Origin of the sequence: Dactylosporangium sp. CA-139114, assembly GCF_050955725.1 — a bacterium.
GTDB lineage: Bacteria > Actinomycetota > Actinomycetes > Mycobacteriales > Micromonosporaceae > Dactylosporangium.
Window position 1 is genome coordinate 9,727,250 of the sequence record NZ_CP192080.1, and the last position, 22,312, is coordinate 9,749,561.

At 70.3% G+C, this 22,312-nt stretch carries 24 protein-coding genes, 2 tRNA genes and 1 other RNA gene; 11 read left to right on the top strand and 16 right to left on the bottom strand.

What is annotated here, in order from left to right; translation table 11 throughout:
• Positions 1-15 precede the first annotated feature (15 nt).
• From ACQP2P_RS43730 to ACQP2P_RS43745, 4 genes are all read right to left on the bottom strand, one after another.
• Entirely contained in the window at positions 16-600 is a 585-nt protein-coding gene (locus tag ACQP2P_RS43730) for a TetR family transcriptional regulator (RefSeq protein ID WP_433611254.1), read from the bottom strand.
• Positions 578-2,092, bottom strand: a complete 1,515-nt coding sequence (locus ACQP2P_RS43735) for an MFS transporter (RefSeq protein ID WP_433611256.1) — start codon at positions 2,090-2,092, stop codon at positions 578-580. The genes ACQP2P_RS43730 and ACQP2P_RS43735 overlap by 23 nt, the downstream gene beginning before the upstream one ends.
• A gap of 139 nt (positions 2,093-2,231) precedes the next feature.
• On the bottom strand, positions 2,232-3,290 hold the full coding sequence (locus tag ACQP2P_RS43740) for an aspartate-semialdehyde dehydrogenase (RefSeq protein WP_433611258.1): 1,059 nt from the start codon (positions 3,288-3,290) through the stop codon (positions 2,232-2,234).
• An 11-nt stretch (positions 3,291-3,301) separates the two neighbouring features.
• The gene (locus tag ACQP2P_RS43745) at positions 3,302-4,567 is read right to left on the bottom strand and encodes an aspartate kinase (RefSeq protein WP_433611260.1); all 1,266 of its coding nucleotides are present in this window, start codon (positions 4,565-4,567) and stop codon (positions 3,302-3,304) included.
• Between the two features lie 161 nt (positions 4,568-4,728).
• Here ACQP2P_RS43745 and ACQP2P_RS43750 point away from each other — a divergent pair, with 161 nt between their 5' ends.
• The 4 genes from ACQP2P_RS43750 to ACQP2P_RS43765 all read left to right on the top strand — a co-directional run bounded on the left by ACQP2P_RS43750 (position 4,729) and on the right by ACQP2P_RS43765 (position 8,560).
• On the top strand, positions 4,729-5,508 hold the full coding sequence (locus ACQP2P_RS43750) for a hypothetical protein (RefSeq protein WP_433611262.1): 780 nt from the start codon (positions 4,729-4,731) through the stop codon (positions 5,506-5,508).
• 158 nt (positions 5,509-5,666) lie between these two features.
• Complete coding sequence (gene leuA, locus ACQP2P_RS43755; protein WP_433611264.1) at positions 5,667-7,373, top strand: 2-isopropylmalate synthase; 1,707 nt, start codon at positions 5,667-5,669, stop codon at positions 7,371-7,373.
• 84 nt (positions 7,374-7,457) lie between these two features.
• Entirely contained in the window at positions 7,458-8,135 is a 678-nt protein-coding gene (locus ACQP2P_RS43760; protein WP_433611266.1) for an HNH endonuclease family protein, read from the top strand.
• 218 nt (positions 8,136-8,353) lie between these two features.
• Positions 8,354-8,560 (top strand): hypothetical protein, encoded by a 207-nt coding sequence (locus ACQP2P_RS43765; RefSeq protein ID WP_433611268.1) that lies wholly within the window; start codon positions 8,354-8,356, stop codon positions 8,558-8,560.
• An 8-nt stretch (positions 8,561-8,568) separates the two neighbouring features.
• Here the strand turns inward: ACQP2P_RS43765 and recR are convergent, their stop codons facing one another.
• Both recR and ACQP2P_RS43775 read right to left on the bottom strand, forming a co-directional pair.
• Positions 8,569-9,162 carry a recombination mediator RecR gene (recR, locus tag ACQP2P_RS43770; RefSeq protein ID WP_433081113.1) on the bottom strand — a complete coding sequence of 198 codons (594 nt, stop codon included), beginning with the start codon at positions 9,160-9,162 and terminating at the stop codon, positions 8,569-8,571.
• A gap of 12 nt (positions 9,163-9,174) precedes the next feature.
• Positions 9,175-9,495 carry a YbaB/EbfC family nucleoid-associated protein gene (locus ACQP2P_RS43775; RefSeq protein ID WP_350619114.1) on the bottom strand — a complete coding sequence of 107 codons (321 nt, stop codon included), beginning with the start codon at positions 9,493-9,495 and terminating at the stop codon, positions 9,175-9,177.
• A gap of 313 nt (positions 9,496-9,808) precedes the next feature.
• Between ACQP2P_RS43775 and ACQP2P_RS43780 the strand changes: the two genes are divergently transcribed.
• Together ACQP2P_RS43780 and ACQP2P_RS43785 are read left to right on the top strand one after the other, a co-directional pair.
• Entirely contained in the window at positions 9,809-10,282 is a 474-nt protein-coding gene (locus ACQP2P_RS43780) for a DUF6232 family protein (protein WP_433611270.1), read from the top strand.
• Between the two features lie 128 nt (positions 10,283-10,410).
• On the top strand, positions 10,411-10,644 hold the full coding sequence (locus ACQP2P_RS43785; RefSeq protein ID WP_433611272.1) for a DUF397 domain-containing protein: 234 nt from the start codon (positions 10,411-10,413) through the stop codon (positions 10,642-10,644).
• Here ACQP2P_RS43785 and ACQP2P_RS43790 read toward each other — a convergent pair.
• The 5 genes from ACQP2P_RS43790 to ACQP2P_RS43810 all read right to left on the bottom strand — a co-directional run bounded on the left by ACQP2P_RS43790 (position 10,641) and on the right by ACQP2P_RS43810 (position 13,444).
• Positions 10,641-10,823, bottom strand: coding sequence for a DUF397 domain-containing protein (locus ACQP2P_RS43790; protein WP_350618998.1), 183 nt, complete (start codon positions 10,821-10,823; stop codon positions 10,641-10,643). The two genes, ACQP2P_RS43785 and ACQP2P_RS43790, sit on opposite strands and share 4 nt — an antisense overlap.
• A gap of 70 nt (positions 10,824-10,893) precedes the next feature.
• Entirely contained in the window at positions 10,894-11,805 is a 912-nt protein-coding gene (locus tag ACQP2P_RS43795; RefSeq protein WP_433611274.1) for a helix-turn-helix domain-containing protein, read from the bottom strand.
• A 264-nt stretch (positions 11,806-12,069) separates the two neighbouring features.
• Entirely contained in the window at positions 12,070-12,345 is a 276-nt protein-coding gene (locus tag ACQP2P_RS43800) for a DUF6232 family protein (protein WP_433611276.1), read from the bottom strand.
• Positions 12,346-12,623: 278 nt separating this feature from the next.
• Positions 12,624-12,896 (bottom strand): hypothetical protein, encoded by a 273-nt coding sequence (locus tag ACQP2P_RS43805; protein WP_433611278.1) that lies wholly within the window; start codon positions 12,894-12,896, stop codon positions 12,624-12,626.
• A gap of 463 nt (positions 12,897-13,359) precedes the next feature.
• A tRNA-Ser gene (locus ACQP2P_RS43810) sits at positions 13,360-13,444 on the bottom strand.
• Between the two features lie 54 nt (positions 13,445-13,498).
• Here ACQP2P_RS43810 and ffs point away from each other — a divergent pair.
• The 4 genes from ffs (at position 13,499) to ACQP2P_RS43830 (ending at position 17,739) form a co-directional block, all read left to right on the top strand.
• An RNA gene (ffs, locus tag ACQP2P_RS43815) (signal recognition particle sRNA small type) lies at positions 13,499-13,592 on the top strand.
• A gap of 89 nt (positions 13,593-13,681) precedes the next feature.
• Positions 13,682-16,378, top strand: a complete 2,697-nt coding sequence (locus tag ACQP2P_RS43820; RefSeq protein WP_433611280.1) for a DNA polymerase III subunit gamma and tau — start codon at positions 13,682-13,684, stop codon at positions 16,376-16,378.
• 279 nt (positions 16,379-16,657) lie between these two features.
• Positions 16,658-17,248, top strand: a complete 591-nt coding sequence (locus ACQP2P_RS43825) for a helix-turn-helix domain-containing protein (protein WP_433611282.1) — start codon at positions 16,658-16,660, stop codon at positions 17,246-17,248.
• A 35-nt stretch (positions 17,249-17,283) separates the two neighbouring features.
• Positions 17,284-17,739, top strand: coding sequence for a hypothetical protein (locus ACQP2P_RS43830; RefSeq protein ID WP_433611284.1), 456 nt, complete (start codon positions 17,284-17,286; stop codon positions 17,737-17,739).
• Positions 17,740-17,900: 161 nt separating this feature from the next.
• On the opposite strand, the gene ACQP2P_RS43835 is transcribed toward ACQP2P_RS43830, so the two are convergent.
• Positions 17,901-17,990 (bottom strand) — tRNA-Ser (locus ACQP2P_RS43835).
• A gap of 67 nt (positions 17,991-18,057) precedes the next feature.
• On the opposite strand from ACQP2P_RS43835, the gene deoD reads away from it, so the two are divergent.
• The gene (deoD, locus tag ACQP2P_RS43840) at positions 18,058-18,765 is read left to right on the top strand and encodes a purine-nucleoside phosphorylase (RefSeq protein WP_433611286.1); all 708 of its coding nucleotides are present in this window, start codon (positions 18,058-18,060) and stop codon (positions 18,763-18,765) included.
• A gap of 194 nt (positions 18,766-18,959) precedes the next feature.
• Here the strand turns inward: deoD and ACQP2P_RS43845 are convergent, their stop codons facing one another.
• From ACQP2P_RS43845 to ACQP2P_RS43860, 4 genes are read right to left on the bottom strand one after another with little or no spacing between them, the layout of a single operon-like run.
• Positions 18,960-20,123, bottom strand: coding sequence for an ABC transporter permease (locus ACQP2P_RS43845; protein WP_433611288.1), 1,164 nt, complete (start codon positions 20,121-20,123; stop codon positions 18,960-18,962).
• Entirely contained in the window at positions 20,120-20,770 is a 651-nt protein-coding gene (locus tag ACQP2P_RS43850; RefSeq protein WP_433611290.1) for an ABC transporter ATP-binding protein, read from the bottom strand. Before ACQP2P_RS43850 ends, ACQP2P_RS43845 begins: the two co-directional genes overlap by 4 nt.
• Positions 20,767-21,795 (bottom strand): peptidoglycan-binding protein, encoded by a 1,029-nt coding sequence (locus ACQP2P_RS43855; RefSeq protein ID WP_433611292.1) that lies wholly within the window; start codon positions 21,793-21,795, stop codon positions 20,767-20,769. Before ACQP2P_RS43855 ends, ACQP2P_RS43850 begins: the two co-directional genes overlap by 4 nt.
• Positions 21,792-22,283 carry a hypothetical protein gene (locus ACQP2P_RS43860; protein WP_433611294.1) on the bottom strand — a complete coding sequence of 164 codons (492 nt, stop codon included), beginning with the start codon at positions 22,281-22,283 and terminating at the stop codon, positions 21,792-21,794. The genes ACQP2P_RS43855 and ACQP2P_RS43860 overlap by 4 nt, the downstream gene beginning before the upstream one ends.
• Positions 22,284-22,312: the final 29 nt, after the last annotated feature.

Sequence of the window (22,312 nt, forward strand, 5' to 3'; positions counted from 1 at the left end):
TCGCCCTGAGCGCCGTTATGGGCCCTCGGCCACCACGTCGAGGGCCTGGTCGATCAGTTTCAGTGCCTCGTGCGCGTCGCCGCCGTCCCTGGCCCAGGTCAGGAGGGCGTTCATCATGGCCCCGACGCAGGCGCCGACGAAGGCCTGGCACCGGAAGTCATCGGCCGGGCGGCCCAGGCGTTCGGCCAGGGGGACCGCCAGAAACCTGATCGAGTCCTGCAGGGTGTCCAGGGCGCGCATCCTCAGCGCCGGGACGCCCAGCTGGAGCCTGGCCCGCTCCAGGGCCTGGTCCACCTCGTCCCGGGTGGTCGCCTTGAAGGCGTCCGCGAACGCATGCCGCAGCACCTCCAGCGGGGTCAGGCCGGCCGGTGCCGCCCGGATCCTCTCCGCCATCAGCTCGTCGTAGCGGTCCTGGATGACCACGTCTTCCTTGGTCTTGAAGTATCGGAAGAACGTGCTCGGGGAGATCTCCGCGGCCTCGGCGATCTGCTCGACCGTGGTCGCGTCGTAGCCCTGCTGGACGAACAGGCGCACCGCGTGCTCCTGGATCGCCCAGCGGGTCTTCTGCTTCTTGCGTTCACGCAACCCTGGTGAGCCCATCCACCGATTCTTCCGCACCGGGGCGCCGCTGGGCATTGGGCAGGAACAGGGCCGCCAGGAGGGCTCCGATGACGCCGATGGCGGAGCAGACCAGCAGGACCGCGGCCATGGCGTCCACGAAGGCCGTCCGGGCGGCCAGGGCCAGGGCCGCGTCGCCGGTCCGGGCGGCCAGGGTCACGCCGGCGGCGACCGAGCGCCGGGCCGCCTCCGGGGCGTCGTTCAGCCGGCCGCGGTACACGGCGCTGGTCAGGCTGCCGAGCAACGCCACGCCGAGGGCGCCCGCCACCTGGCGGAAGGTCATCGTGATCGCGGTGCCCGAGCCGGCCTCGTCGCGCGGCAGGGCGCCCAGCACCGCGTCCATCGCGGGAGTGATCGCCAGGCCGATCCCCGCCCCGGCGATCGCCAGCCAGGTCGCCACGGTGCCGTAGCCGGAGCCGACCTCGGTCCGCGCGCCCAGGCCGAGGCCCAGCGCGCCGATGAGCAGGCCCCCCGCCACCGGGACCCGCGTGACGGTCAGGTGGGCGAGCCGCTCGCCCAGGGGTGCCCCCACGAACAGGCCGGCGATCAGCGGGAGCAGGCGCAGCCCCACCCCCAGGGCGTCGTCGCCGCGGACCGCCTGCAGGTACTGGGGCAGGATGAACAGCACGCCGAAGAGGGCGAACGAGGACAGGGTTCCGGCGGCGGTACCCCAGGCGAAACGCGGCCTCCGGAAGAGCCTCAGGTCGATCATCGGGCTCTTCGCCCGGCGCTCCACCAGGACGAAGACGGCCAGCAGCGTGGCGCCGCCGACCAGGCCGGCGAGGACCCTCGCATCGGTCCAGCCGCGGGTCGGGGCCTCGATCACGCCGTACACCAGGACGACCAGGCCCACCGTCGACAGGCCGGCGCCGAGCAGGTCGACGCGCCTCGGCTTCGCCGCGCGCGACTCCGGGACGAGGAAGGCGACCGCCACCAGGGCGACCAGGGCCACGGGAACGTTGATCACGAAGATCGAGCCCCACCAGAAGTGCTCCAGCAGGTAGCCGCCGATGATCGGGCCCAGCGGCAGGCCGACGCCCATGCCCATGCTCAGCACGGAGATGGCCCGGCCGCGCTCGTGTTCGTCGAAGAGCACCGGCAGCACGGCCATGGTCAGCGGGGTCAGGATGGCGCCGCCGATGCCCATCAGCGCCCGGGCGGCGATCACCTGAAGCGCGTCCGTGGCGAAGACGGCCACCAGCGACGAGCCGGCGAACAGGGCCAGGCCGATCATGAGCAGGCGTTTCCGGCCGTACCGGTCGCCCAGGGCGCCCATGGGGAGCAGGAGGCCGGCGAAGACCAGCACGTACGCGTTGACGATCCACTGCAGGTCGTCCGAGCCGGCGTCGAGCGCGGTGGCGAGCGTGGGCAGGGCGACGTTGAGGATCGTGGTGTCGAAGCCGACGGTGAGCACGCTGAGCACGATCGCGATGAGCGCCCACCAGCGTCGGGGGCTCGAAGTGACAGCATCCATTTTTTGAGAGTAACTGTCATTTGATGGAGGCCGTCAACCGAGAGCTACTTCACAACGACGGAGCCGGACTAATACCCCGTCAGGCGACAAATCCGAAAAGTTGGGATGCGCAGCGCCCGACTTTTCGGCCGGAAGCGGATCAGGCGGTGAGTTCGGCCGAGAGCAGCTCGGCGATCTGGGCCGTGTTCAGCGCCGCGCCCTTGCGCAGGTTGTCGCCCGTCACGAAGAAGTCCAGCGCCCTCGGGTCGTCGACCGAGCGCCTGATGCGGCCGACCCACGAGGGGTCGGTGCCCACCGCGTCGATCGGCATCGGGAACTCGCCCGCGGCCGGGTCGTCGACCAGGATCACGCCGGGGGCGTGGCGCAGGACCTCGCGGGCGCCCTCCGCGTCGACCTCGGTGCCGAAGACCGCGTGGACGGCGACCGAGTGGCCGGTGACGACGGGAACCCGCACGCACGTGGCCGAGACCTTGAGGTCGGGCAGGCCGAGAATCTTGCGGGACTCGTTGCGCAGCTTGAGCTCCTCCGAAGACCATCCGGCCTCGCGGAGGGAGCCTGCCCACGGTACGACATTCAACGCCAGCGGCGCGGGGAACGGACCGAGGTCGTCGCCCACGGCCCGGCGGACGTTGCCCGAGCGCGAGCCCAGGGTGCGGTCGCCGCCGACGCGCCCGAGCTGGTCGAGCAGCGTGTCGACGCCGTTCTGGCCGGCGCCGGAGACGGCCTGGTAGGAGGCCAGGACGAGCTCCTTGAGCCCGTATTCGCGGTGCAGCGGGGAGAGCGCCACGATCATCGTGAGCGTGGTGCAGTTCGCGTTGGCGATGATCCCCTTCGGGCGGTTGCGCACCTGCTCCGGGTTGATCTCGGGCACCACCAGCGGCACGTCCGGGTCCAGCCGGAAGGCGGCCGAGTTGTCCACCGCGATGGCGCCGCGCGCGACCGCGATCGGCGCCCACTCCGCGGAGACCTCGTCGGGCACGTCGAACATGGCCACGTCGACGCCGTCGAAGACCTCGGGGGTCAGCTCCTGGACGAGCAGCTCCTCGCCGCGCACGGTGAGCTTGCGGCCCGCCGAGCGCTTGGAGGCGACCAGCCGGATCTCGCCCCACACGTTCTTGCGGGACGACAGCAGCTCACACATCACGGAGCCGACGGCCCCGGTGGCCCCGACAACAGCCAGGCTCGGCAGACCGCCCATGAAGGACGAACCTACCTTCCGGTCCCCGCGTACACCACGGCTTCCTCGTCTCCGCCCAGCTCGAACGCGTCGTGAATCGCCCGGACGGCGACATCGAGGTCGGTGTCGCGGCACACGACCGAGACCCGGATCTCCGAGGTGGAGATCATCTCGATGTTCACGCCGGCCTCGGCCAGGGCCGCGAAGAGCTTGGCCGCGACGCCCGGGTTGGAGCGCATGCCGGCGCCGATGAGCGAGACCTTGCCGATGTGGTCGTCGAACAGGACCGACTTGTAGTCCACGGTGGACTTGATGCGCTCGAGCGCGGCCTTGGCGGCGGCGCCGTCGGTCTTCGGCAGCGTGAAGGAGATGTCGGTGCGGCCGGTGCTCTCGGTCGACACGTTCTGCACGATCATGTCGATGTTGGTCTCCGCGGCCGCGACCGTCTGGAAGATCCGCGCGGCGACACCGGGCTGGTCGGGCACGCCGACGATCGTGATCTTCGCCTCGCTGCGGTCGTGCGCGACGCCGGTGATGAGCGCTTGCTCCACGGAAAGGTCCTCCATCGATCCGGTGACCATGGTGCCGTTGGCGGTTGAGTACGAGGAACGCACGTGGATCGGCAGCGAGAACCGCCGCGCGTATTCCACGCTGCGCAGGTGCAGCACCTTGGCGCCGCACGCGGCCAGCTCGAGCATCTCCTCGTAGGTGATCTGCTTGATGTGCCGGGCGTTCTTGGCGACCCGCGGGTCGGCCGTGAAGATGCCGTCGACGTCGGTGTAGATCTCGCAGACGTCGGACTGCAGCGCGGCGGCGAGGGCCACCGCGGTGGTGTCGGAGCCGCCGCGGCCCAGCGTGGTGATGTCCTTGGTGTCCTGCGAGACGCCCTGGAAGCCGGCGACGATCGCGATCGCGCCCTCGTCCAGCGCGCTGCGCAGGCGGCCCGGGGTGACGTCGATGATGCGGGCCCGGCCGTGCGTCGACGTGGTGATCACGCCGGCCTGGCTGCCGGTGTAGGAGCGGGCCTCGTACCCGAGGTTGTTGATCGCCATCGCGAGCAGCGCCATCGAGATGCGTTCACCGGCGGTCAGCAGCATGTCGAGCTCGCGACCGGCGGGGACCGGGCTCACCTGCGACGCGAGGTCGAGCAGCTCGTCGGTCGTGTCGCCCATGGCCGAGACGACCACGACGACCTCGTTGCCGGCCTTTCGCGTGTCGACGATGCGCTCGGCGACGCGCTTGATGCGCTCGGCGTTGGCGACGGAGGAACCGCCATACTTCTGCACGATCAGCGCCACCGCCGTCGAGCTCCTTTCCGGGGCAAGGTCAACACATGGTCAACGCAGCCGAGCGTACCGGGGTGGGATGCCCGCCGGGAGTGGCGTTCCACGATCCGGCCGCCCCGCCGGGCGAGAATACGCGGGTGCTTGCGCGACGGGTCGGCCATTATCCGATCACTGTGATCACCGGCACGGCGATGGCCGTGCTCACCGGCCTGCTCCTGTCGGGGTGCAGCTCGTCGGGCGGCCCGCCGTCGACCTCGACGACGACCCCGGCCGGCACCCCGCTGCCGGCCCAGCCGGACCCGCGCGGGATGCTCGCGGCGCGTGTGGCGGTGGCGAAGGATCAGCGGTACGTCGCCGCGTACACGCTCACCGTCCAGGGCAAGGCGCCCCGCTCGATCCTGGTGTCGATCGCCTCCGACCGGACCTGGCGGGTCGACATCCAGGGCGGCGCGCTGGGCGGCACCGCGGACGTGGCCATCGCGAGCCGGCCCGAGGGGCAGTACCAGTGCCCGATCAACCCCTCCGGCAGCTGTGTGAAGGTCGCGGCGGCCGGCAAGAAGCTGCCCGCGGCGATCGATCCGCGGGTGCAGTACGTCTTCGTCAGCTGGCTCGACGTGCTGCTGGACCGGCAGATCCCGCTGTCGGTGGCGCCCGCCGAGCCGCTCGCGGGCACCTCGGCGCCGTGTTTCGCCGTCGAGCCCGGTGTCACGGCGATCGCACCCCCGATCGACCCCGGCACCTTCTGTTACAACGACAACGGCATCCTCACCGCCGCCAGGCTCCCGTTCGGCCAGCTGATGCTGACGGGCGAGGTGGTGGCCGCCCCGGCGACGATCTCGCTGCCCGGCCCGGTCGCGGACGGCGCGCCGCTGGGCACGTCGGCCCCGCCGCCCCCGCCGCCCGCGGCCAGTGGCGGACCCAGTGGCGCCGCGTCGGCAAAGCCCGTAGGGTAGGTCTTGACATGTGGCAGACGCTTCTTCTTCGTCGCCGCGACGGGGCCCGACAGGCCGGCACCTCGTCGCGGGGATGACGCGCGCGTCCGCGCTCCTGCCGGTCTGACTTCCCCAGACCTTTCCGCGCATCGTGCGCGACAACCCAGGAGCAGGAAAGCATGTCCGAGATCGCCCGTCAGACCAACAGCCGTATGCCCATCCACCGCTACCGGCCGTTCTCCGAACAGTTCCCGATCCCGCTGACCGACCGGCAATGGCCCGCGAACGAGGTCACGGTCGCGCCCCGGTGGTGTGCCGTGGATCTGCGCGACGGCAACCAGGCCCTGATCGACCCGATGTCGGTCGAGCGCAAGCGGCGCATGTTCAACCTGCTGGTCCGGATGGGGTACAAGGAGATCGAGGTCGGGTTCCCGGCCGCCTCGCAGACCGACTTCGATTTCGTACGCACGCTGATCGAGCAGGACCTGATCCCCGAGGACGTCACCATCCAGGTGCTGACCCAGTGCCGGGACAACCTGATCGAGCGCACCTTCCAGTCGCTGGTCGGCGCCCGCCGCGCGATCGTGCACTTCTACAACTCGACCTCGACGCTGCAGCGGCGGGTCGTGTTCGGCCTGGACCGGGCCGGGATCACCGACATCGCCACCACGGGCGCGCGGCTGTGCCAGAAGTACGCCGAGGCGATCACCCCGGACACCGAGATCTTCTACGAGTACTCCCCCGAGTCCTACACCGGCACCGAGCTGGACTACGCGCTGGAGGTCTGCAGCGCCGTCATCGAGGTGCTGCAGCCGACGCCGGACCGCCCGCTGATCGTCAACCTGCCGGCGACGGTGGAGATGGCCACGCCCAACGTCTACGCCGACTCCATCGAGTGGATGTCGCGCAACCTGCCGCGCCGGGAGTCGGTCGTGCTGTCCCTGCACCCGCACAACGACCGGGGCACCGCGGTCGCGGCCGCCGAGCTGGGCCTGCTGGCCGGCGCCGACCGGGTCGAGGGGTGCCTGTTCGGCAACGGCGAGCGGACGGGCAACGTCGACCTGGTGACCCTCGGGCTGAACCTGTTCTCGCAGGGCGTCGACCCGCAGGTGGACTTCTCGGACATCGACGAGATCAAGCGCACGGTGGAGTACTGCAACCAGCTGCCGGTCCACGAGCGCCACCCGTACGCGGGTGACCTGGTCTACACCGCGTTCTCGGGCTCGCACCAGGACGCGATCAAGAAGGGCTTCGAGGCCCTCAACCGCGACGCGGCGGCCGCCGGGGTCGACGTCGACCAGTTCACGTGGGGCGTGCCCTACCTGCCGGTCGACCCGAAGGACCTGGGCCGCTCCTACGAGGCCGTCATCCGGGTCAACTCGCAGTCGGGCAAGGGCGGCGTCGCGTACGTCATGAAGTCCGAGCACCACCTGGACCTGCCGCGCCGGCTGCAGATCGAGTTCTCGGGCGTCGTGCAGCGGCACACCGACGACGAGGGCGGCGAGGTCAACCCGCAGCAGATGTGGGACTTCTTCGCGGGCGAGTACTTCTCGGACCGGCGGTTCACGCTGACGTCGTACGAGGCCAACACGGTCGACGGCAAGGTCACCCTGCAGGCCGAGATCACCGTCGACGGGCAGGCCCGCAGCGTGGACGCGACCGGCAACGGGCCCATCGACGCGTTCGTGCACGCCCTCGGCGACGTCGGCGTGGACGTGCGCGTGCTGGACTACGCCGAGCACGCGCTGACGTCGGGCGAAGGGGCGCAGGCGGCGGCGTACGTCGAGTGCTCCGTCGACGGCCGGACGTACTGGGGCGTCGGCATCGACGCGAACATCGTGACGGCCTCGTTGCGCGCGGTGCTCAGCGCGGCCAACCGGGGCTGACAGTCGCGTATCGGACCCGCCCGTGGCGATCGACACGGGCGGGTCCTCCAACACTTGTTCGCATTGATGCCGCACAGTAGGGACGTGCGCCCCTCCACCAACGGCAAGGCCGTTCTCATCGCTCTAGCGCTCGCCACGGTGCTCACCGGCGCCGGCAGCTGCCAGGTCTCCTCCACCCCCGGCTCGGCCACGGGCTCCTCGGACACGGGCACGAACACCGGCACCGGGGGCGGGGGTGGCGGTGCGAAGGCGTCACTGGACGCGCTGACCGTCGCCACGGCCGCCTCGATGTCCGGCTACAGCCGCGAGAAGTTCACGCACTGGATCAGCCAGGGGAACGGCTGCGACACGCGCGACGTCGTACTGAAGCGAGACGGCAAGAACGTCAAGGCCACCGCCGACTGCAAGATCACGGCGGGCTCCTGGCACAGCCCGTACGACGACAAGGACCTGACCGACCCGCAGTCCCTCGACATCGATCACATGGTGCCGCTCGCGGCCGCGTGGCGCTCCGGCGCCGCGAAGTGGACCGACGAGCAGCGCAAGGACTTCGCCAACGACCTCACCCGGCCGCAGCTGTTCGCGGTCAGTCTCCAGTCGAACCGGTCGAAGGGTGACCAGGACCCGTCGGCGTGGAAGCCACCGAACCACGCGTTCTGGTGCACGTACGCCACCGACTGGGTAACAGTGAAGTCCTACTACAAGTTGTCCGTGACGACCGCGGAGAAGACCGCGCTCTCGGACATGCTGGCGACCTGCTGATGCGCTTCTGGAGGAACCGGATGACGGAGACGACCCCACCCGCTTCGGCCCCGGATGACCCGGTTCCTCCACCGGCACCCAACTCGGCTTCTTCGGAGGCGACGGCCGCTTCGGCATCGACCGAGGCGGCCGCTTCCACCGAGGCCCCGGCTTCCGCCACGGCACCGGCTTCCGCGGACGTGCTACGGACCGACATCGTGGCCGGCCCGGGTGGGGTCATGACCGACGAAGTCGGAGTCGTGACCGGGGAGCTGACCCTGCAGTCCGAGATCGGCCCCGACGGGGCCTTCGTCGTCAAGGTTCAATACAAAGACGCCGATGAATGGTACACAGTGACGGGCGCCAAGGGCACGCTGAAGGACCCGGCAGACTTGGCGGCCGTCCACGCCGTCGTCGTCGGGATCCTCAACCGCCCCGAGGGCTAGGCCCTGTCCTAGACCGCCCGTCGGCCCTCGAAGGCGCGGCCCAGGGTGATCTCGTCGGCGTACTCCAGGTCGCCGCCGACGGGAAGGCCGCTGGCCAGCCGGGTGACGTTGAGGCCCATCGGCTTGACCAGCAGGGCGAGGTACGTCGCCGTCGCCTCGCCCTCGGTGTTGGGGTCGGTCGCGAGGATGAGCTCCTTGCACGTGCCCTCGGCCAGGCGCGTCATCAGCTCGCGGATGCGCAGGCTGTCGGGGCCGACGCCCTCGAGCGGATTGATCGCGCCGCCGAGGACGTGGTAGCGCCCGCGGAACTCCCCCGTGCGCTCGATCGCCACGACGTCCTTGGGCTCCTCGACCACGCAGAAGACCTCGTCGCTGCGGCGCGGGTCGCGGCAGATCCGGCAGAGCTCGGCCTCGGCCACGTTGAAGCAGCGCGTGCAGAACCGCACGAGCTCCTTGACCCGCTGCAGCGCCTGGGCCAAGCGCTTGACGTCCGCGGGATCGGCCGAGAGCACGTGGAACGCGATGCGCTGCGCGCTCTTCGGCCCGACCCCGGGCAGGCGACCGAGTTCGTCGATCAGATCCTGGATGGCGCCTTCGTACACGCCGGTCGCCCGTTAGAAGCCGGGCAGCCCGAGACCGCCGCCCAGGCCCCCGAGCCCGGCGGTCAGCGGGCCCATCTTCTGCTCGGTCAGATCACGGGCGGCCTGGGCCGCGTTGTGCACCGCCGCGACGACGAGGTCCTCGAGGGTCTCGACGTCGTCCGGGTCGACCGCCTTGGGGTCGATCTTCACCGACACGACCTCGCCGGTCCCCTTGACGGTCGCCGTGACGAGCCCACCCCCGGCCGTCCCGGTGAGCTCGGCCTCGGCCAGCTCCGCCTGCGCGGCGACCATCTGCTGCTGCATCTTCTGGGCCTGCTTCATCATCTGCTGCAGGTTGGGCTGTCCACCGGGCCGCACAGAGCGCTCCTTCATGGTCGGATTCTTCAATCAAAGCTTAGGGCCTGCCGAGCGTCCGCTTCCGAGCCGACCCGCCAGCGGAAATTCCATTTGCCCACGTCGCTGGCCGCGGTCACGCTAGGTTGAGCTTCACCGACGACTGAGGTCGAGCTCCACCAGCGACGCCACCCTGGGTGACAACAGTGGCACGGCGAGTGGGAGTTTCGCAGGTTGCGATATGGCACTTTGTGGTCTGGCGATCTGTGACGCAGCCGACTCATACTGTTTGACGAGGCTAAGGGGGGAACCGATGCCGACCGTCTTCTATCAAGGTCACGACATCGTCATCACTGATGATGTCTACGCGGTCTGGAAACCCGAGCCCCAGGTGTTCGACCTGGAGGCCCTCGAAGATCTGCGCGTGGAGCACGACGGTCGCCCCGGACGAATGGTACTCCTCGCCGCGGGCGCCCTGGTCACCGTGGGGGCGGCGGCCGCAATGACGCTCACCGACGGCGCCGGTCAATACGTCATCGCCGCGGCCGTGCTGTCCGTGCCTCCGCTCACGGGCCGCGCGATCCGCATTTTCACCCCCGTCGTCTGGCTCCTGCGCGCCAGCTACGCCGGGGCCGGCATCACCCTGTTCGCATCGAACAACGCGATTACCCTGCTGCGCGTGCGGCGCAGCCTGATGCGTGCCTTCGCGGCGAACGCGGCCAACGTGGAGCGCCTCGACCGCACCGGCTACGCCGAGGCCTACAGGAGGCTGAACTCCCTGCTCTGAGGGGCGGCCCCAGAACCTGCCCGCGGGACTTGTAGTCCCGCGGGCAACGCCCGTTGCCCGGTTTGCCGGATATATGCATTCATGGGCCAACCTCGCATACTCACGTGTCGTTGTGCGACGCGCTCCGTATGCTGAAGGTTCACGTCCTAGGGTTTGAGGAGGCCGACCCGATGGCCGAGAACAGGAAAGCCCTCGAATGGCGCAGGTCCCGTTTCTGCGGCAACCAATCGTGCGTGGAAGTCGCGTTCAGCGCGAATTCGGTTCTGATCCGGGACGGCAAGCATCCGGATGCGGCGCGCTTGCAATTCAACCCCGACGACTGGCGGGCCTTCATCGCGAGTCTGACGGCCGGCGAGGCCTAGCCGCGGTCGAACTGGCCGATCTTCACGCCGGCCACGAACGCCCGCCACGGGCCGGACTCGAAGGAAAGCACCGCCTCGCCGGGGTTCTTGCCGTCGCGAACGTGCACATCATTCGCGGTGGCGACCTCGACGCACGTCGTGTTGCCACAGTAGGAGCTGCGGCGGAAGACGCGTGGCATGGCCGATTCGTGCATGGTTCACCTGGGTTTCTGACGGGGAGGCACTCGCCTCCGGTCGGGTCCTTCGGCGTCAGGCCGAAGATCCTTCATCGGCCGGCCAGAGGTCCGCGGTGGCGGGAGCCTTCGCGGCGGCGGCTATCCTCCGGGCCGATTCGACTTCCCCGATCGAGGCATCCCACATCCGATCCCAGCCCTCGCGGTGTCGCGCAATGCGGACGGAATCGTCGACGATTTCGTCGATGGTATAGCTCTCTCGGTACAACACTGCGTGGCTGTTGTCCTCGCTCGACAAGTACAGCAGGTCGTATTGACCGAAAGGCGGATACGGACTCGAAAGCGGGTGGAGGCGCACGCTGAGCCAGCCTTCGGCAATGGCCGAACTGACCGCGGACAATGCCTCACCGAGCGCTTCGGCTCCGCCATACCGGCGCAGGAGTACCGACTCGTCGAACAGTGCGAAAAGCTTGGGGCGCGGGGCGCGATCGCGCAGCGCCTTCCAACGCGCGGTCCGGATCTCGGCGCGCGTGCGAATCTCGTCATCGGTCAGGTCGCCCACGAAGCCGCTGGTCACGGCGAGGGCGTAGGCCTCGGTCTGCAGCCATCCGGGGATCGCCGCCGGCGCGAAGCTCCGTATCACGGTCGCCTCGGCCTCGAAGCTGATCAATTGACGCAGGGCCGGCGTGAGCAAGTCCTGATAGCGCCGGTCGTCCCACCACTGCTTCCGCTGCCGTTTGGACGCCTTGGCCGCCTGGATCAGATCCTCGACGGTGTCGCGGTCCCTGATGCCCAGGTAGGACAGCAGCGGACGCAGGTCGTTCGCGGAGATCGTGACCTCGCCGGACTCGATCCGCATCACCTTCGACAGGGACCACTCCATCGCCTCGGCGACCTGAGACTGGGTGTCTCCCTTTCGGGAGCGGGCGTCCTTGATCGCCAGCCGAACCTTCCGGCGAGCAGCCGCGGGCGCGTCACCCGAACTCATCGTGTCCCTCGTTGGACGTATGCCTACTAGCCATATCGCAAAACGTGTTCAGCCTACGCGCCTGGTCGAGGCGTTTGGGTAAGACATGAAAAGAACCGAGTCCGGCCATACCCCGCCTTGTCGGGAAATATGGTCGCTCACTCGGGTGGCCCGCTCGGGCCGTGGCCCAGTGTAGAACCCAACGGCCATACGGCAATCGGTGATATAGCGGTTTCGCCGGATCGTTACCTACCGGACAGTAGGGCCACGATCCGGCGAAAGTGGTCAGCTCGCCGCGCCGGTGCGGTCGCGCCATTCGAGCGCACGGATCAGGGCGCGGCGGACCTGGCCGAAGGTCTGCCGATCGGTGCTGTGGAACAGCCGCACGTCCTGCAGGCCGTAGCGGGCGCGGATCTCCTGGGACGGGCGGGAGCGGCCGGAGCGCGGATGCTGCAGAACGTAGACGCCTTCGAGAAAGTCCAGGCGGTAGTGCACGGGTGACGGATGCAAGATCACGACGTGATCAGTGGTCACGATCAGGTCGGGGCCTTGATAGAACATGCGCATATCCCTTCCCCTCGGCCTTGCTCAAGGGGCCGGTCGTGCGGTAAGGATGACATCAGGTATCGATGCTGCCGCTCCGCGTGACCGAAGTGGCGGCCGCAACAGAAACAGCGCCCGGTGACCGCCGGGCGCTGTTGCGTTTCCGCCACTCGCCCCCTCGTGGCTCTCCATCGATGGTTGCATGGCCGCATGCCTGTGCGCTAGCTTTCAATCTGCCATATCGCAGATTGCCTGAAGGCCGGTTGCATCACGCGGCCACGCCCGGGCGGACGGCGTCAGATCGGCAGCGGATCGGTGCGGAACTCCAGGGCGCGGATCAGGGCCCTGCGCACGGCGCCGAACGCGGCCCGATCGGTGGTGTAAAAGAGGCGCACGTCGGCCGAGCCGAGGCGCGCGCGAATCTCGTGCGCCGCCCGGAAGCCGGCCCCCCGACCGTGCTTCACGACATACGGCGACACGATCTGCTCGAGCGGGTACCGCAGCTCCCGCGGGTGCAGGACTATCACGTGCGTGCTGGTGATCAGGATGTCCGAGCTCCGGTAGAACATCGCTGCCCCCTCCGACAGGTAATCAGATGGTCGCATGCGGTGTCACGCCGGAGAAGGCATCGACCTGCTATATCGCAGATGGCGACATGACGTTTGCCTGTCTGGCGGATGTCGTTCCGGGAGTGCGGCGTCGAGCCATACGAGCACGACGGTTTCGGCGCCGGTTCCCTGGATCTCTTCGCCCGGCTTCCCCCGTGTTCCCCAGGTTCCCCCGCGCTCACCGCGAGGGTGTGTCCGGGTTCCGCCGCGTCCCCCGCGTCCCCCGCGGTTCCCCCGCGCTCGCCGCGAGGGGCGTGTCCGAGGGTGCGGGCGAAGGTGATCAACGCGAAGGTGGGATCGGGGGCGCATCAGGGCGTGAGACGCTCGCCACACTCGGCTGTGCGCCATCTGCGGCCTTCGCGCCAGGAGCGGCAACGCCGGGCCCCGTTGCGCGGTAGCCCGGCGTTTCCCCTGGTAGAACCGGCGGAGGATACGAGATTCGAACTCGTGAGGGTTTTATCCCAACACGCTTTCCAAGCGTGCGCCCTAGGCCTCTAGGCGAATCCTCCGTGCGCCAGGATACCCATCGCTCGCCGGGTTCGTGCACCGGGTATTGTGGTCCGTAAGCCGCTCGTGCGGCGACACCTCATGAACCTCCCCAGGGCCGGAAGGCAGCAAGGATAAGTGAGCTCTGTCGGGTGCACGAGCGGTGTTTCATATCCGAGCCCGCCCGCGTGACGCCCGCCGGAAAGTGTCGGTGGTCGGGAGTACGGTGGTCCCGGCTCTAGTCGAACGGAGGACCGCTGGTGGCGCTCGCGCTCTACCGCAAGTACCGGCCTCGGACGTTCGCCGAGGTCATCGGCCAGGAACACGTCACCGAGCCGCTGTCGCAGGCGCTGCGCTCCGGACGACTCAACCACGCCTACCTCTTCTCCGGCCCGCGCGGCTGCGGCAAGACGAGTAGCGCCCGCATCCTGGCCCGCTCCCTCAACTGCGAGCGCGGCCCGACGCCGGAGCCGTGCGGCGAGTGCCAGTCCTGCCGCGACCTCGCACCCGACGGCTCCGGCTCGATCGACGTCATCGAGATCGACGCGGCCAGCCACGGCGGCGTCGACGACGCGCGCGACCTGCGCGAGCGGGCCTTCTTCGCCCCCGTGTCGAGCCGCTTCAAGGTCTACGTCATCGACGAAGCCCACATGGTCTCCTCGGCCGGCTTCAACGCGCTGCTCAAGCTCGTCGAGGAGCCCCCGGAATACGTCAAGTTCGTCTTCGCCACGACCGAGCCGGAGAAGGTCCTCGGGACGATCAAGTCCCGGACCCACCATTACCCCTTCCGGCTGATTCCCCCGGGCGTCCTGCGGCCCTATCTCGAGCAGCTCACCGCCGCGGAGGGCGTGAAGGTCGAGCCCGCGGTCTTCCCGCTGGTCGTCCGCGCCGGCGCCGGCTCCGCCCGAGACACCCTGTCGGTGCTCGACCAGCTCATCGCGGGCGCGGGCGAGGACGGCGTCACCTACAACCGCGCGGTCGCCCTGCTCGGCGTCACCGACGTGGCCCTCATCGACGAGATGTGCGAGTCCCTGGCCGCCGACGACGGCCGCGGCGCCTACGGCGTCATCGACCGCGTGGTCGAGGCCGGCCACGACCCGCGCCGCTTCGCCTCCGACCTCCTCGAGCGCCTGCGCGACCTGATCGTCCTGCAGCAGGTGCCCGACGCCGTCGAGAAGGGCCTGCTGGACGCCCCGCACGACCAGCTCGACCGCATGGGCGCGCAGGCCTCCCAGCTCGGCCAGGCCACCCTCTCGCGCTTCGCCGACATCGTGCACAACGGCCTCACCGAGATGCGCGGCACCACGGCCCCGCGCCTGCTGCTCGAGCTCATCACCGCGCGCATGCTCCTGCCCGGCGCGGACGATTCGAGCTCGGCCCTGCTGCAGCGCCTGGAGCGCATGGAGCGCCGCCTCCAGGCCGGCGGCGTCCCGGCCCCTGCCCCTGCCCCCGCGCCTGCTCCCACCGCTGCCACTGTTTCCGCCGCCGCCCCTGCTCCCGCTGCCACTGTTCCCGCCGCCGCCCCGGTCTCCGCCGCACCCGCGTCGCCCGCTCCTGTGTCCGCTCCGGCTCCAGCCCCGGCACCGGCCGACAGCGGGAACCGGGGGCTGGACTACATCCGCGACGCCCGCTCGAACGTCGCCCCGCCCGCGGCGCCGACGCCTCCGAGCACTTGGTCCGAGGCCCCCACGCCTGCGCCCGCACCCACGCCTGCGCCCCCGGCTGCCGCTCCGGCCCCACCGGCCCCCGCCGCTCCGGCTCCGGCCGCTCCGGCTCCGGCCGCTCCGGTGAACAGCGGCGGCGGAGGCATGGACGCCGAGGCGATCCGCCGAGTCTGGCCCGACCTGCTGGCCCTGGTGAACGACAAGAGCAAGAAGGCCGGCGCCATCGTCCGCGAGGCCACGGTCCAGGACGTCGAGGGCACCACGCTGGTGCTCGGCTTCAAGTACTCGACGCACGCCGACATGCTCAACGCCTCCCCGGACGTGCTGCTGAAGGCCCTGCAGGAGCTGCTGGGCGGCCGCTGGCAGGTGCGCTGCGAGGTAGGCGGCCAGCCGGGCGGCGGAGGCGGCGGCAACCGCCCCGCGCCCCCGAAGCCCACGCCTCAGCCCTCCGGCCCTTCGGCCCCGACGTCCGGCCCGCCTTCGGGTCCGGTCGGCGGCCAGTCGTACGGCGCACCGCCGCAGCAGGCGCGTTCCCAGAGCGCTCCGCAGCCGGTCGGCGCCTCCCGTGCCACGGCTCCCTCCGCCTCCGCTTCGGTGGCGGCGTCCTCGACGGCGGACGAGGAGTGGCCAGTGGCCGCGGTCCCCGGCGGCGCGGTGGCGAGCGCTCCCGCCCCGGCGGAGGACTGGCCGACTCCGGTGACCCCACCGGCGCCCGTCGCCGTCTCTCCCCCGCCGGCCGTCGTCGCTCAGCCGAACACCGCGCCCGCCCACGCGTCCGTGTCGGCACCCCCCGTTACCGCGGCCCCTCCCACGGCGCCCACCCCGTCCAGTTCGTCCGCATATGCCGGAAACGCCGCGCCAAACCCGGCCGCATCCGTCTCCAGCGGGCACACGGCGACGACGGGCGGCCCCAACACCGCCGCGCCCGCCCGGCCACGCCAGGGCGGCTCCAGCGCCCTGGAGAAGGCCCGCGAGGCCGCGAGCCGGGCTGCGGCGTCCGCGGCCGGGGGCACCCGGCGCCCGGCGGGCCCCAACGCCGGACCGGCCGCGGCGGCCGGCGGCCAGCCTGCGGGGCGCGGGGGCAACTCGGCCTGGGACGGCACGGCCGCGGACGAGCCTCCGTTCGACCCTGAGTACGACTCGCCGGTCGCCGACCCGCGCTTCCCTGGCCTGGACCCGGGCGACGAACTGCTCGACGACGCGTCGGAGGTGCGGGAGACGAGCGAGGAGGCGGCGGTTCGGCTGCTGATGGAGACGTTCGGCGCGGAGAAGATCACCGAGATCAGCAGCTAACTCCGCCGCCGAACCACACCCGTCGGCCTCGCGGGTCGACCGGCACGATGTCCATGAGGCTCTCGCGAGTGCAACCAGCTGTTGCGGTGCTTCGGGCCGCGGACTTCGACTCCGGCGTGAGTCCGCGCCACCGCCGCGGCGCGTCACTCTACGGAGTCCCATTGCGCCGTGCCGCGCCCCCCGTCGAGCGCGGGCAGGCAACATGACGCGCTCGCTGGCGACGATTCGCTCTGGCCAGCCTCGCGGACGTTCCACTTAACTGGGATATAAATTGCAAGTATGCGTAGTGAAGCGCCGAGCTTGCTGCCGCTCTTCCGTTCGCAGCACCAGGCCGAGTTGCTGACCTGGCTGTATCTCCACCCGCGCGACGAGTATCCAGCCACCGAACTTGCGACTCGGCTAGGCGTTCCGCTGTCGACCTTGCACCGCGAGGCGCAACGCTTGGTCGCCGCGGGCCTGATCCATGACCGGAAGATCGGCCGGACTCGCCTTTGGAGGGCAGCCACCGGGCACCGAGTCGCGAACGCCCTCACGCAGTTGCTGTTGCTCACGTTCGGCCCGCAGACGGTCGTCGGTGAGGCTTTTACCGACGTACGGGATGTGCGGCGCGTGTACATCTACGGCTCCTGGGCCGCGCGGTACGACGGCGAACCGGGCGCCCTGCCCAATGATGTGGATGTTCTGGTGATCGGCACCCCAACTCGGACCGCCGTCTACGAGGCTGCGGACGCCGCGCAGGATCGCCTCGGCCTCCCGGTGAACCCGACGGTGCGATCGCCGCAGCAGTGGCAGGATGCTTCGGACACTCTCGTGCAACAGATCAAGGCGTCACCTTTGGTGACCGTCATCGACCGTGATGCCACCGACTAGCCCACGGCGGCACACCATCCAGGAAGGACCCAGAGATGCCCCAGTGGGCGCAGGGTGCTGACAAGGTGCGCGAACTGCTTGACCTTGGCGACCTGCAAAAGATTCAGGGCGCAGATACAGACGGCCAACCATTGCTCGACAAGGCGGTCCGCACGCTGCTTTCGGCCGCCGTTCTGTGCGATGAGGACCCCGACAGCAGCTACACGCTGGCCTACGACGCAGCCCGGTTCGCATGCACGGCGCTGCTTGCGCAACAGGGCCTGCGGCCGACGAGCAAGGGCGGCCACTATGCGGTCGAGCAAGCGATGCGAGCCCAGTTTCAAGGCCACTTCCGCGGGTTCGGCACGCTACGAAGGCGGCGTAATGAGCTGGAGTACCCATCCGCCCAGGAGGTCGCCACGACTCCGGCCGAGGCGAGGGATGCGCACATCGAGGCTCGATCGATCGTCGAGGCGGCCGGCAAGCTCATGCCGCATCTGAGCTTCTTCTGACACACGACGCCGCGGTGCCTGGGTGCACGCGCCGAGCAGCAAACATCCTGGCGTGAATCGCTGGTGCGCATCGCGGCGACGCAACCGAGACGGAAAAGAGGCAAGAAAGCCGAACGCCCGGCTGCCTCCTTGCGGAGGTGCCGGGCGTTTGGCCTGCTTGCTGGCGGTGGCGCGGGGATTCGAACCCCGGGAGGGCGTAAACCCTCACACGCTTTCGAGGCGTGCTCCTTAGGCCACTCGGACACGCCACCGCCGATGAGGTTACCTGACCCCCCGGGGCCGTCCGCGCGGGGGCTCGCCGTTTGGCAGGATCAGCCTATGAGCACGCACATCGGCGCCGAGCCGGGTCAGATTGCCGAGCGAGTCCTCATGCCTGGGGACCCGCTGCGAGCCAAGTGGATCGCCGAAACGTACCTCAAGGATGCCCGCTGCTACTCGACCGTGCGGAACATGCTCGGGTTCACCGGGACGTACGAGGGTGTCGAGGTCTCCGTGCAGGGGTCCGGCATGGGCATGCCCTCGGCAAGCATCTACGCGCACGAGCTGATCAACGACTACGGGGTCAAGGCGTTGATCCGGGTCGGCAGCTGCGGGGCGATCCGCGATGAGCTCAACCTTCGCGACGTCGTGGCCGCCATCGGGTCCAGCACCGACTCCAACATGAACCGCGCGCGGTTCGACGGGCTCATCGACTACGCGCCCGTCGCGGACTTCGGGTTGCTGCGCACGGCCGTCGACGTCGCTGCGGAGCAGGGGGTCTCGATGCGCGTCGGGCCGATCCTCGCCGCCGACGCGTTCTACACCGACCGGCCCGACCTCTACGACCGCCTCGCCGACTACGGGGTGCTCGCGGTGGAGATGGAGTCCGCGGCGCTCTACACGATCGCGGCTCGCTACAACGCCCGCGCGCTCACGCTGCTCACGGTCTCGGATCACATCAAGACCGGCGAGCGCACCACGGCGCAGGAGCGCGAGCAGACGTTCTCGCAGATGGTCGAGATCGCGCTCAAGACGATCATCCAGTAGAAACCGGCATAATGTATAAATCCGATATGTCGCGGCGCGGAGCGCCCGACATATCGGATCTACACCAGGCCGCCGGAGACAGGCGAGAGGCTTGATCCACATCAAGCCTCTCGGACCGCCGGCCTTCAAGACACGCGCCGCGAGGACCATCGTCCGCAAAAGGGCCGACCAAGGGCCCTAAGAGCACAACAGCATCAGGACGCCAGCGCCGCCGTCGGGGACAGGCGAGCGGCCCGCATCGCCGGATACAGCCCCGCCCCAGCCCCGATCACCACCGTGGCCAGGAAGCCGCCGGCAAGGGCCCAGAGCGGCAACACCGCCGGCCACGAGCGCCACGCCGCATACGACTCCGTCACCAGCAGGCCCAGCAGCACGCCGAAGAAGCCGCCCAGGCCGGCCAGGAGCAAGGACTCCGCCAGGAACTGGGCGCGAACGTCGCGCCGCCGGGCGCCCAGAGCGCGCCGCAGACCGATCTCCGACCGCCGTTCCAGCACCGAGATGACCATCGTGTTCGCCACCCCGACGCCGCCGACCAGCAGGGCCACCGCGCCCAGGCCCAGCAGGAGACCGGTGTACGCCTGGTCGGTCGCGGCCTTCGCCGCCAGCGCGTCCGAGGGGCGGGAGACCTGCACCTCGTTCGGCGCGGCGGGGTTGGCGGTCGCGGCCAGCACGTCGGCCACGGACGATACGGCGTCGTCGCGCGAGCGGCTGTAGATGGTCGTCGCGTAGCCGTCGAAGCCGAGCACCGACGCGGCCACGGGCCAGCCGACGAGGGCGGCGGAGTCCAGCTCGGGCGCCAGCGGCACCGGATCCAGGATGCCGACCACCGTGAACCAGTGCCCGCCGAGCCACACGTTCAGGCCCAGGCCGTCGGTCAGGCCCAGGATCCCGGCCGCCCGCGAGCCGAGGACCACGGTGGGGTAGGTCGGCGCCGCCAGCCAGGTGCCGGCGCGCACGGTCGCGCCGACCGTGCCCGGCAGCGTCGTGCGCGCCGCGAGGACCGCGATGCCGCCGGACTCCGAGGAGGGGATGCGGTCGGTGCGGTACACGTGCGCCGACGTGACCCGCCCGGTCGCCGACACCGTGGTGACGGGGCCGATGCGCGCGACCATGGCCTCGGCCTCCTCGGGCAGGTGGGAGGCGTCGCCGAAGAACGACTTGCCGGGGCCGACGGTGAGCAGGTTGGTGCCGAGCGCGGCCAGGCGGCGGTCGACCTCGGCGCGGCTGGAGGTCGAGATGCCCACGACCGCGACCATCGCGGCGATGCCGATCGCGATCCCGAGCGCGGAGAGCACGACCCGCAGCGGCCGCGTCCGCAGCCCCGCGGAGCCGAGGCGCAGAATGTCCGGAAATTTCATGACAGACGACCGTCCAGCAGCGAGATCTGCCGGGGCAGCGACGAAGCGATGTCACGGTCGTGCGTGATCACCACGACCGTCGTCCCCGATGCGCACAGCGCGCGCAGCAGGGTCATGACCTGGGAACCGGCCGCGCTGTCCAGGTTGCCCGTGGGCTCGTCGGCCAGCAGGAGCGGCGGCGAGCCGATCACCGCCCGCGCGATCGCTACCCGCTGCCGCTCGCCGCCTGAGAGCTCGTGCGGGCGGTGGGCGAGGCGGTGCCCGAGGCCCACGCGCTCCAGGGCCGCGGCCGCTTGGCGGCGGCGGGAGGGGAGGGCCACGCCGGCGTAGAGCAGCCCGTCGGCGACGTTGTCCAGCGCCGAGCGCCCCGGCGCGAGGTGGAACTGCTGGAAGACGAACCCGATGGTCGTGGCGCGCAGCCGGGACAGGCCGGCGTCGGAGAGCGCGGACACGTCGCGGCCGTCGATGCGCACGGTGCCGCTCGTCGGCACGTCCAGCGCGCCGATGAGGTGCAGCAGCGTCGACTTGCCCGAGCCCGACGGGCCGACGACGGCGACCAGCGCGCCCGCCTCGATGCGCAGCGAGACGTCGTCGAGAGCGACGACGCCGCCCGGGTACACCTTCCGGACCGCCTCGAGCGCGATCATCCGGCGACTCCGACCGTCAGGCCGGCGGTCAGGCCGGGGCCGGAGACCTCGACGCGCCCGGAGGCGAAGAGGCCGGTCGACACCGCCACGGTGCGAGTCGTACCGCCGTCGACGACCTGCAGCCCGTAGCCGCCCTCGGCCAGTGCGACCAGCGCGCCGACCGGCACGATGAGGACGTCCGGGCGCTGCTGCGACACCAGGGTCACGGTCACCGGCGCCGCGTCGTAGGTGCCCAGTTTCTCCTGGTCGGCGACGGTCACGGTCACGTCCACGGTCACCTCGGTCCGGTTGTTCCGCACGGATGCCGTGGCCACCGCCCCGATCGCGGCGATCTTCCCCGGCACCTCGCGGTCGTCCGGCAGCTTCACCGTGGCGTCGGCCCCGACGGCCGCGAGGCGCTGCTCGGTCACGTCGAGCTGGACGGTGACCAGCCGGGTCGAGCCCGTCCACTGCAGGATCGGGCCGGCCGCGTTGTCGCCGAGGTGGGCCTTGAGCTCGCCCACGCGCACGGCGTCGGGCGCGACGACGATCCGGCCGAGCTCGACCGTTCCCGTCTCCGGCAGCCCGAGGTCCGACTGCCAGTCGCGCACGGCGTCGGAGGTGGCGCCGGTGAACGAGTCGTCGGCGGTGAAGCCCTTGTACCCGAGCGCGGCCAGGTTGGCCTCGAACGCGCGCACGTCCTCGCCCTCATCGCCCGGCTTCAGCGCGCGGTAGAAGGGGGCCGCGGCGTAGAACAGCACGACGGGGCGGCCGTCGGCGCGGTACAACACCTCGTTGCGCCGCACCGTGGACCCCTCGGCCGGCAGCCCGGTGACGATGCCGGGCAGGCGGCCGTTGACCGTCACCGGATCGCCGAAGCCGAGCGTGCCGTCCACGGTCTCGGTCGCGGTGAGCGTGCCCTTGGTGATGGTGACGGTCTTCAGGGCCGGCGCCACGCTCGTCGCGGGGGCCGGACGGTTGAGGCCGGCGTATGCCACCACGCCCGCCACGACGAGGACGGGCACCAGCCACACCAGACGTTTCACCGCCCCACCACCGACTTGCACGCGTCGGCCGCGGCCTTGAAGGTGGGCGAGTTGAAGTCCACGCCGCTGTTGAGGATCGCGGAGACGCCCGTGTCCGGGTCCGGGTCGGGCATGTCGACCCCGTGCTCGCGCATGCACTTGGCGAAGGCCCGCGCCTGCTCCAGCTGCTGCGGCGAGAGGTTCTCGAGGGTCCCGCCGTTGGGCAGGTACCGCTGGCAGGCCGAAGCCGCCGACACCGCCTTGTTCCGGTCGCCGCCGGTGGCGTCCGGGTCGAACTGGATGTTCCCGTCGGGGCCGGGATCGGGCACGTCGACCCCGTGCTCGCGCATGCACTTCGCGAACTGACGGTTGGCCTCAGCCTTGTCGACCGTGGCGGAGGCCGAGGGCTTCGCGGCGCCCCGGTCGGCCGAGGCCACCGACGGGCCGGACGGCTTCGACGAGCACCCGAACAGCAGCGCGCAGCAGAGCAGAACCAGCAGCTTCTTCATGCGGCCCAGTCAAGGCGCGCGGCCGTAAG

Bases quoted from the DNA above. Each gene is read 5' to 3' on its own strand.
- ACQP2P_RS43730 (WP_433611254.1), bottom strand. From the start codon at position 600: ATGGGCTCACCAGGGTTGCGTGAACGCAAGAAGCAGAAGACCCGCTGG.
- ACQP2P_RS43800 (WP_433611276.1), bottom strand. From the start codon at position 12,345: ATGTTCTATCAAGGCCCCGACCTGATCGTGACCACTGATCACGTCGTG.
- ACQP2P_RS43805 (WP_433611278.1), bottom strand. From the start codon at position 12,896: ATGTTCTACCGGAGCTCGGACATCCTGATCACCAGCACGCACGTGATA.
- ACQP2P_RS43850 (WP_433611290.1), bottom strand. From the start codon at position 20,770: ATGATCGCGCTCGAGGCGGTCCGGAAGGTGTACCCGGGCGGCGTCGTC.
- ACQP2P_RS43845 (WP_433611288.1), bottom strand. From the start codon at position 20,123: ATGAAATTTCCGGACATTCTGCGCCTCGGCTCCGCGGGGCTGCGGACG.
- ACQP2P_RS43785 (WP_433611272.1), top strand. From the start codon at position 10,411: ATGCTGAAGGTTCACGTCCTAGGGTTTGAGGAGGCCGACCCGATGGCC.
- ACQP2P_RS43860 (WP_433611294.1), bottom strand. From the start codon at position 22,283: ATGAAGAAGCTGCTGGTTCTGCTCTGCTGCGCGCTGCTGTTCGGGTGC.
- ACQP2P_RS43790 (WP_350618998.1), bottom strand. From the start codon at position 10,823: ATGCCACGCGTCTTCCGCCGCAGCTCCTACTGTGGCAACACGACGTGC.
- ACQP2P_RS43795 (WP_433611274.1), bottom strand. From the start codon at position 11,805: ATGAGTTCGGGTGACGCGCCCGCGGCTGCTCGCCGGAAGGTTCGGCTG.
- ACQP2P_RS43735 (WP_433611256.1), bottom strand. From the start codon at position 2,092: ATGGATGCTGTCACTTCGAGCCCCCGACGCTGGTGGGCGCTCATCGCG.
- ACQP2P_RS43740 (WP_433611258.1), bottom strand. From the start codon at position 3,290: ATGGGCGGTCTGCCGAGCCTGGCTGTTGTCGGGGCCACCGGGGCCGTC.
- ACQP2P_RS43780 (WP_433611270.1), top strand. From the start codon at position 9,809: ATGCCGACCGTCTTCTATCAAGGTCACGACATCGTCATCACTGATGAT.
- deoD (WP_433611286.1), top strand. From the start codon at position 18,058: ATGAGCACGCACATCGGCGCCGAGCCGGGTCAGATTGCCGAGCGAGTC.
- leuA (WP_433611264.1), top strand. From the start codon at position 5,667: ATGTCCGAGATCGCCCGTCAGACCAACAGCCGTATGCCCATCCACCGC.
- ACQP2P_RS43765 (WP_433611268.1), top strand. From the start codon at position 8,354: ATGACCGACGAAGTCGGAGTCGTGACCGGGGAGCTGACCCTGCAGTCC.
- ACQP2P_RS43825 (WP_433611282.1), top strand. From the start codon at position 16,658: ATGCGTAGTGAAGCGCCGAGCTTGCTGCCGCTCTTCCGTTCGCAGCAC.
- ACQP2P_RS43830 (WP_433611284.1), top strand. From the start codon at position 17,284: ATGCCCCAGTGGGCGCAGGGTGCTGACAAGGTGCGCGAACTGCTTGAC.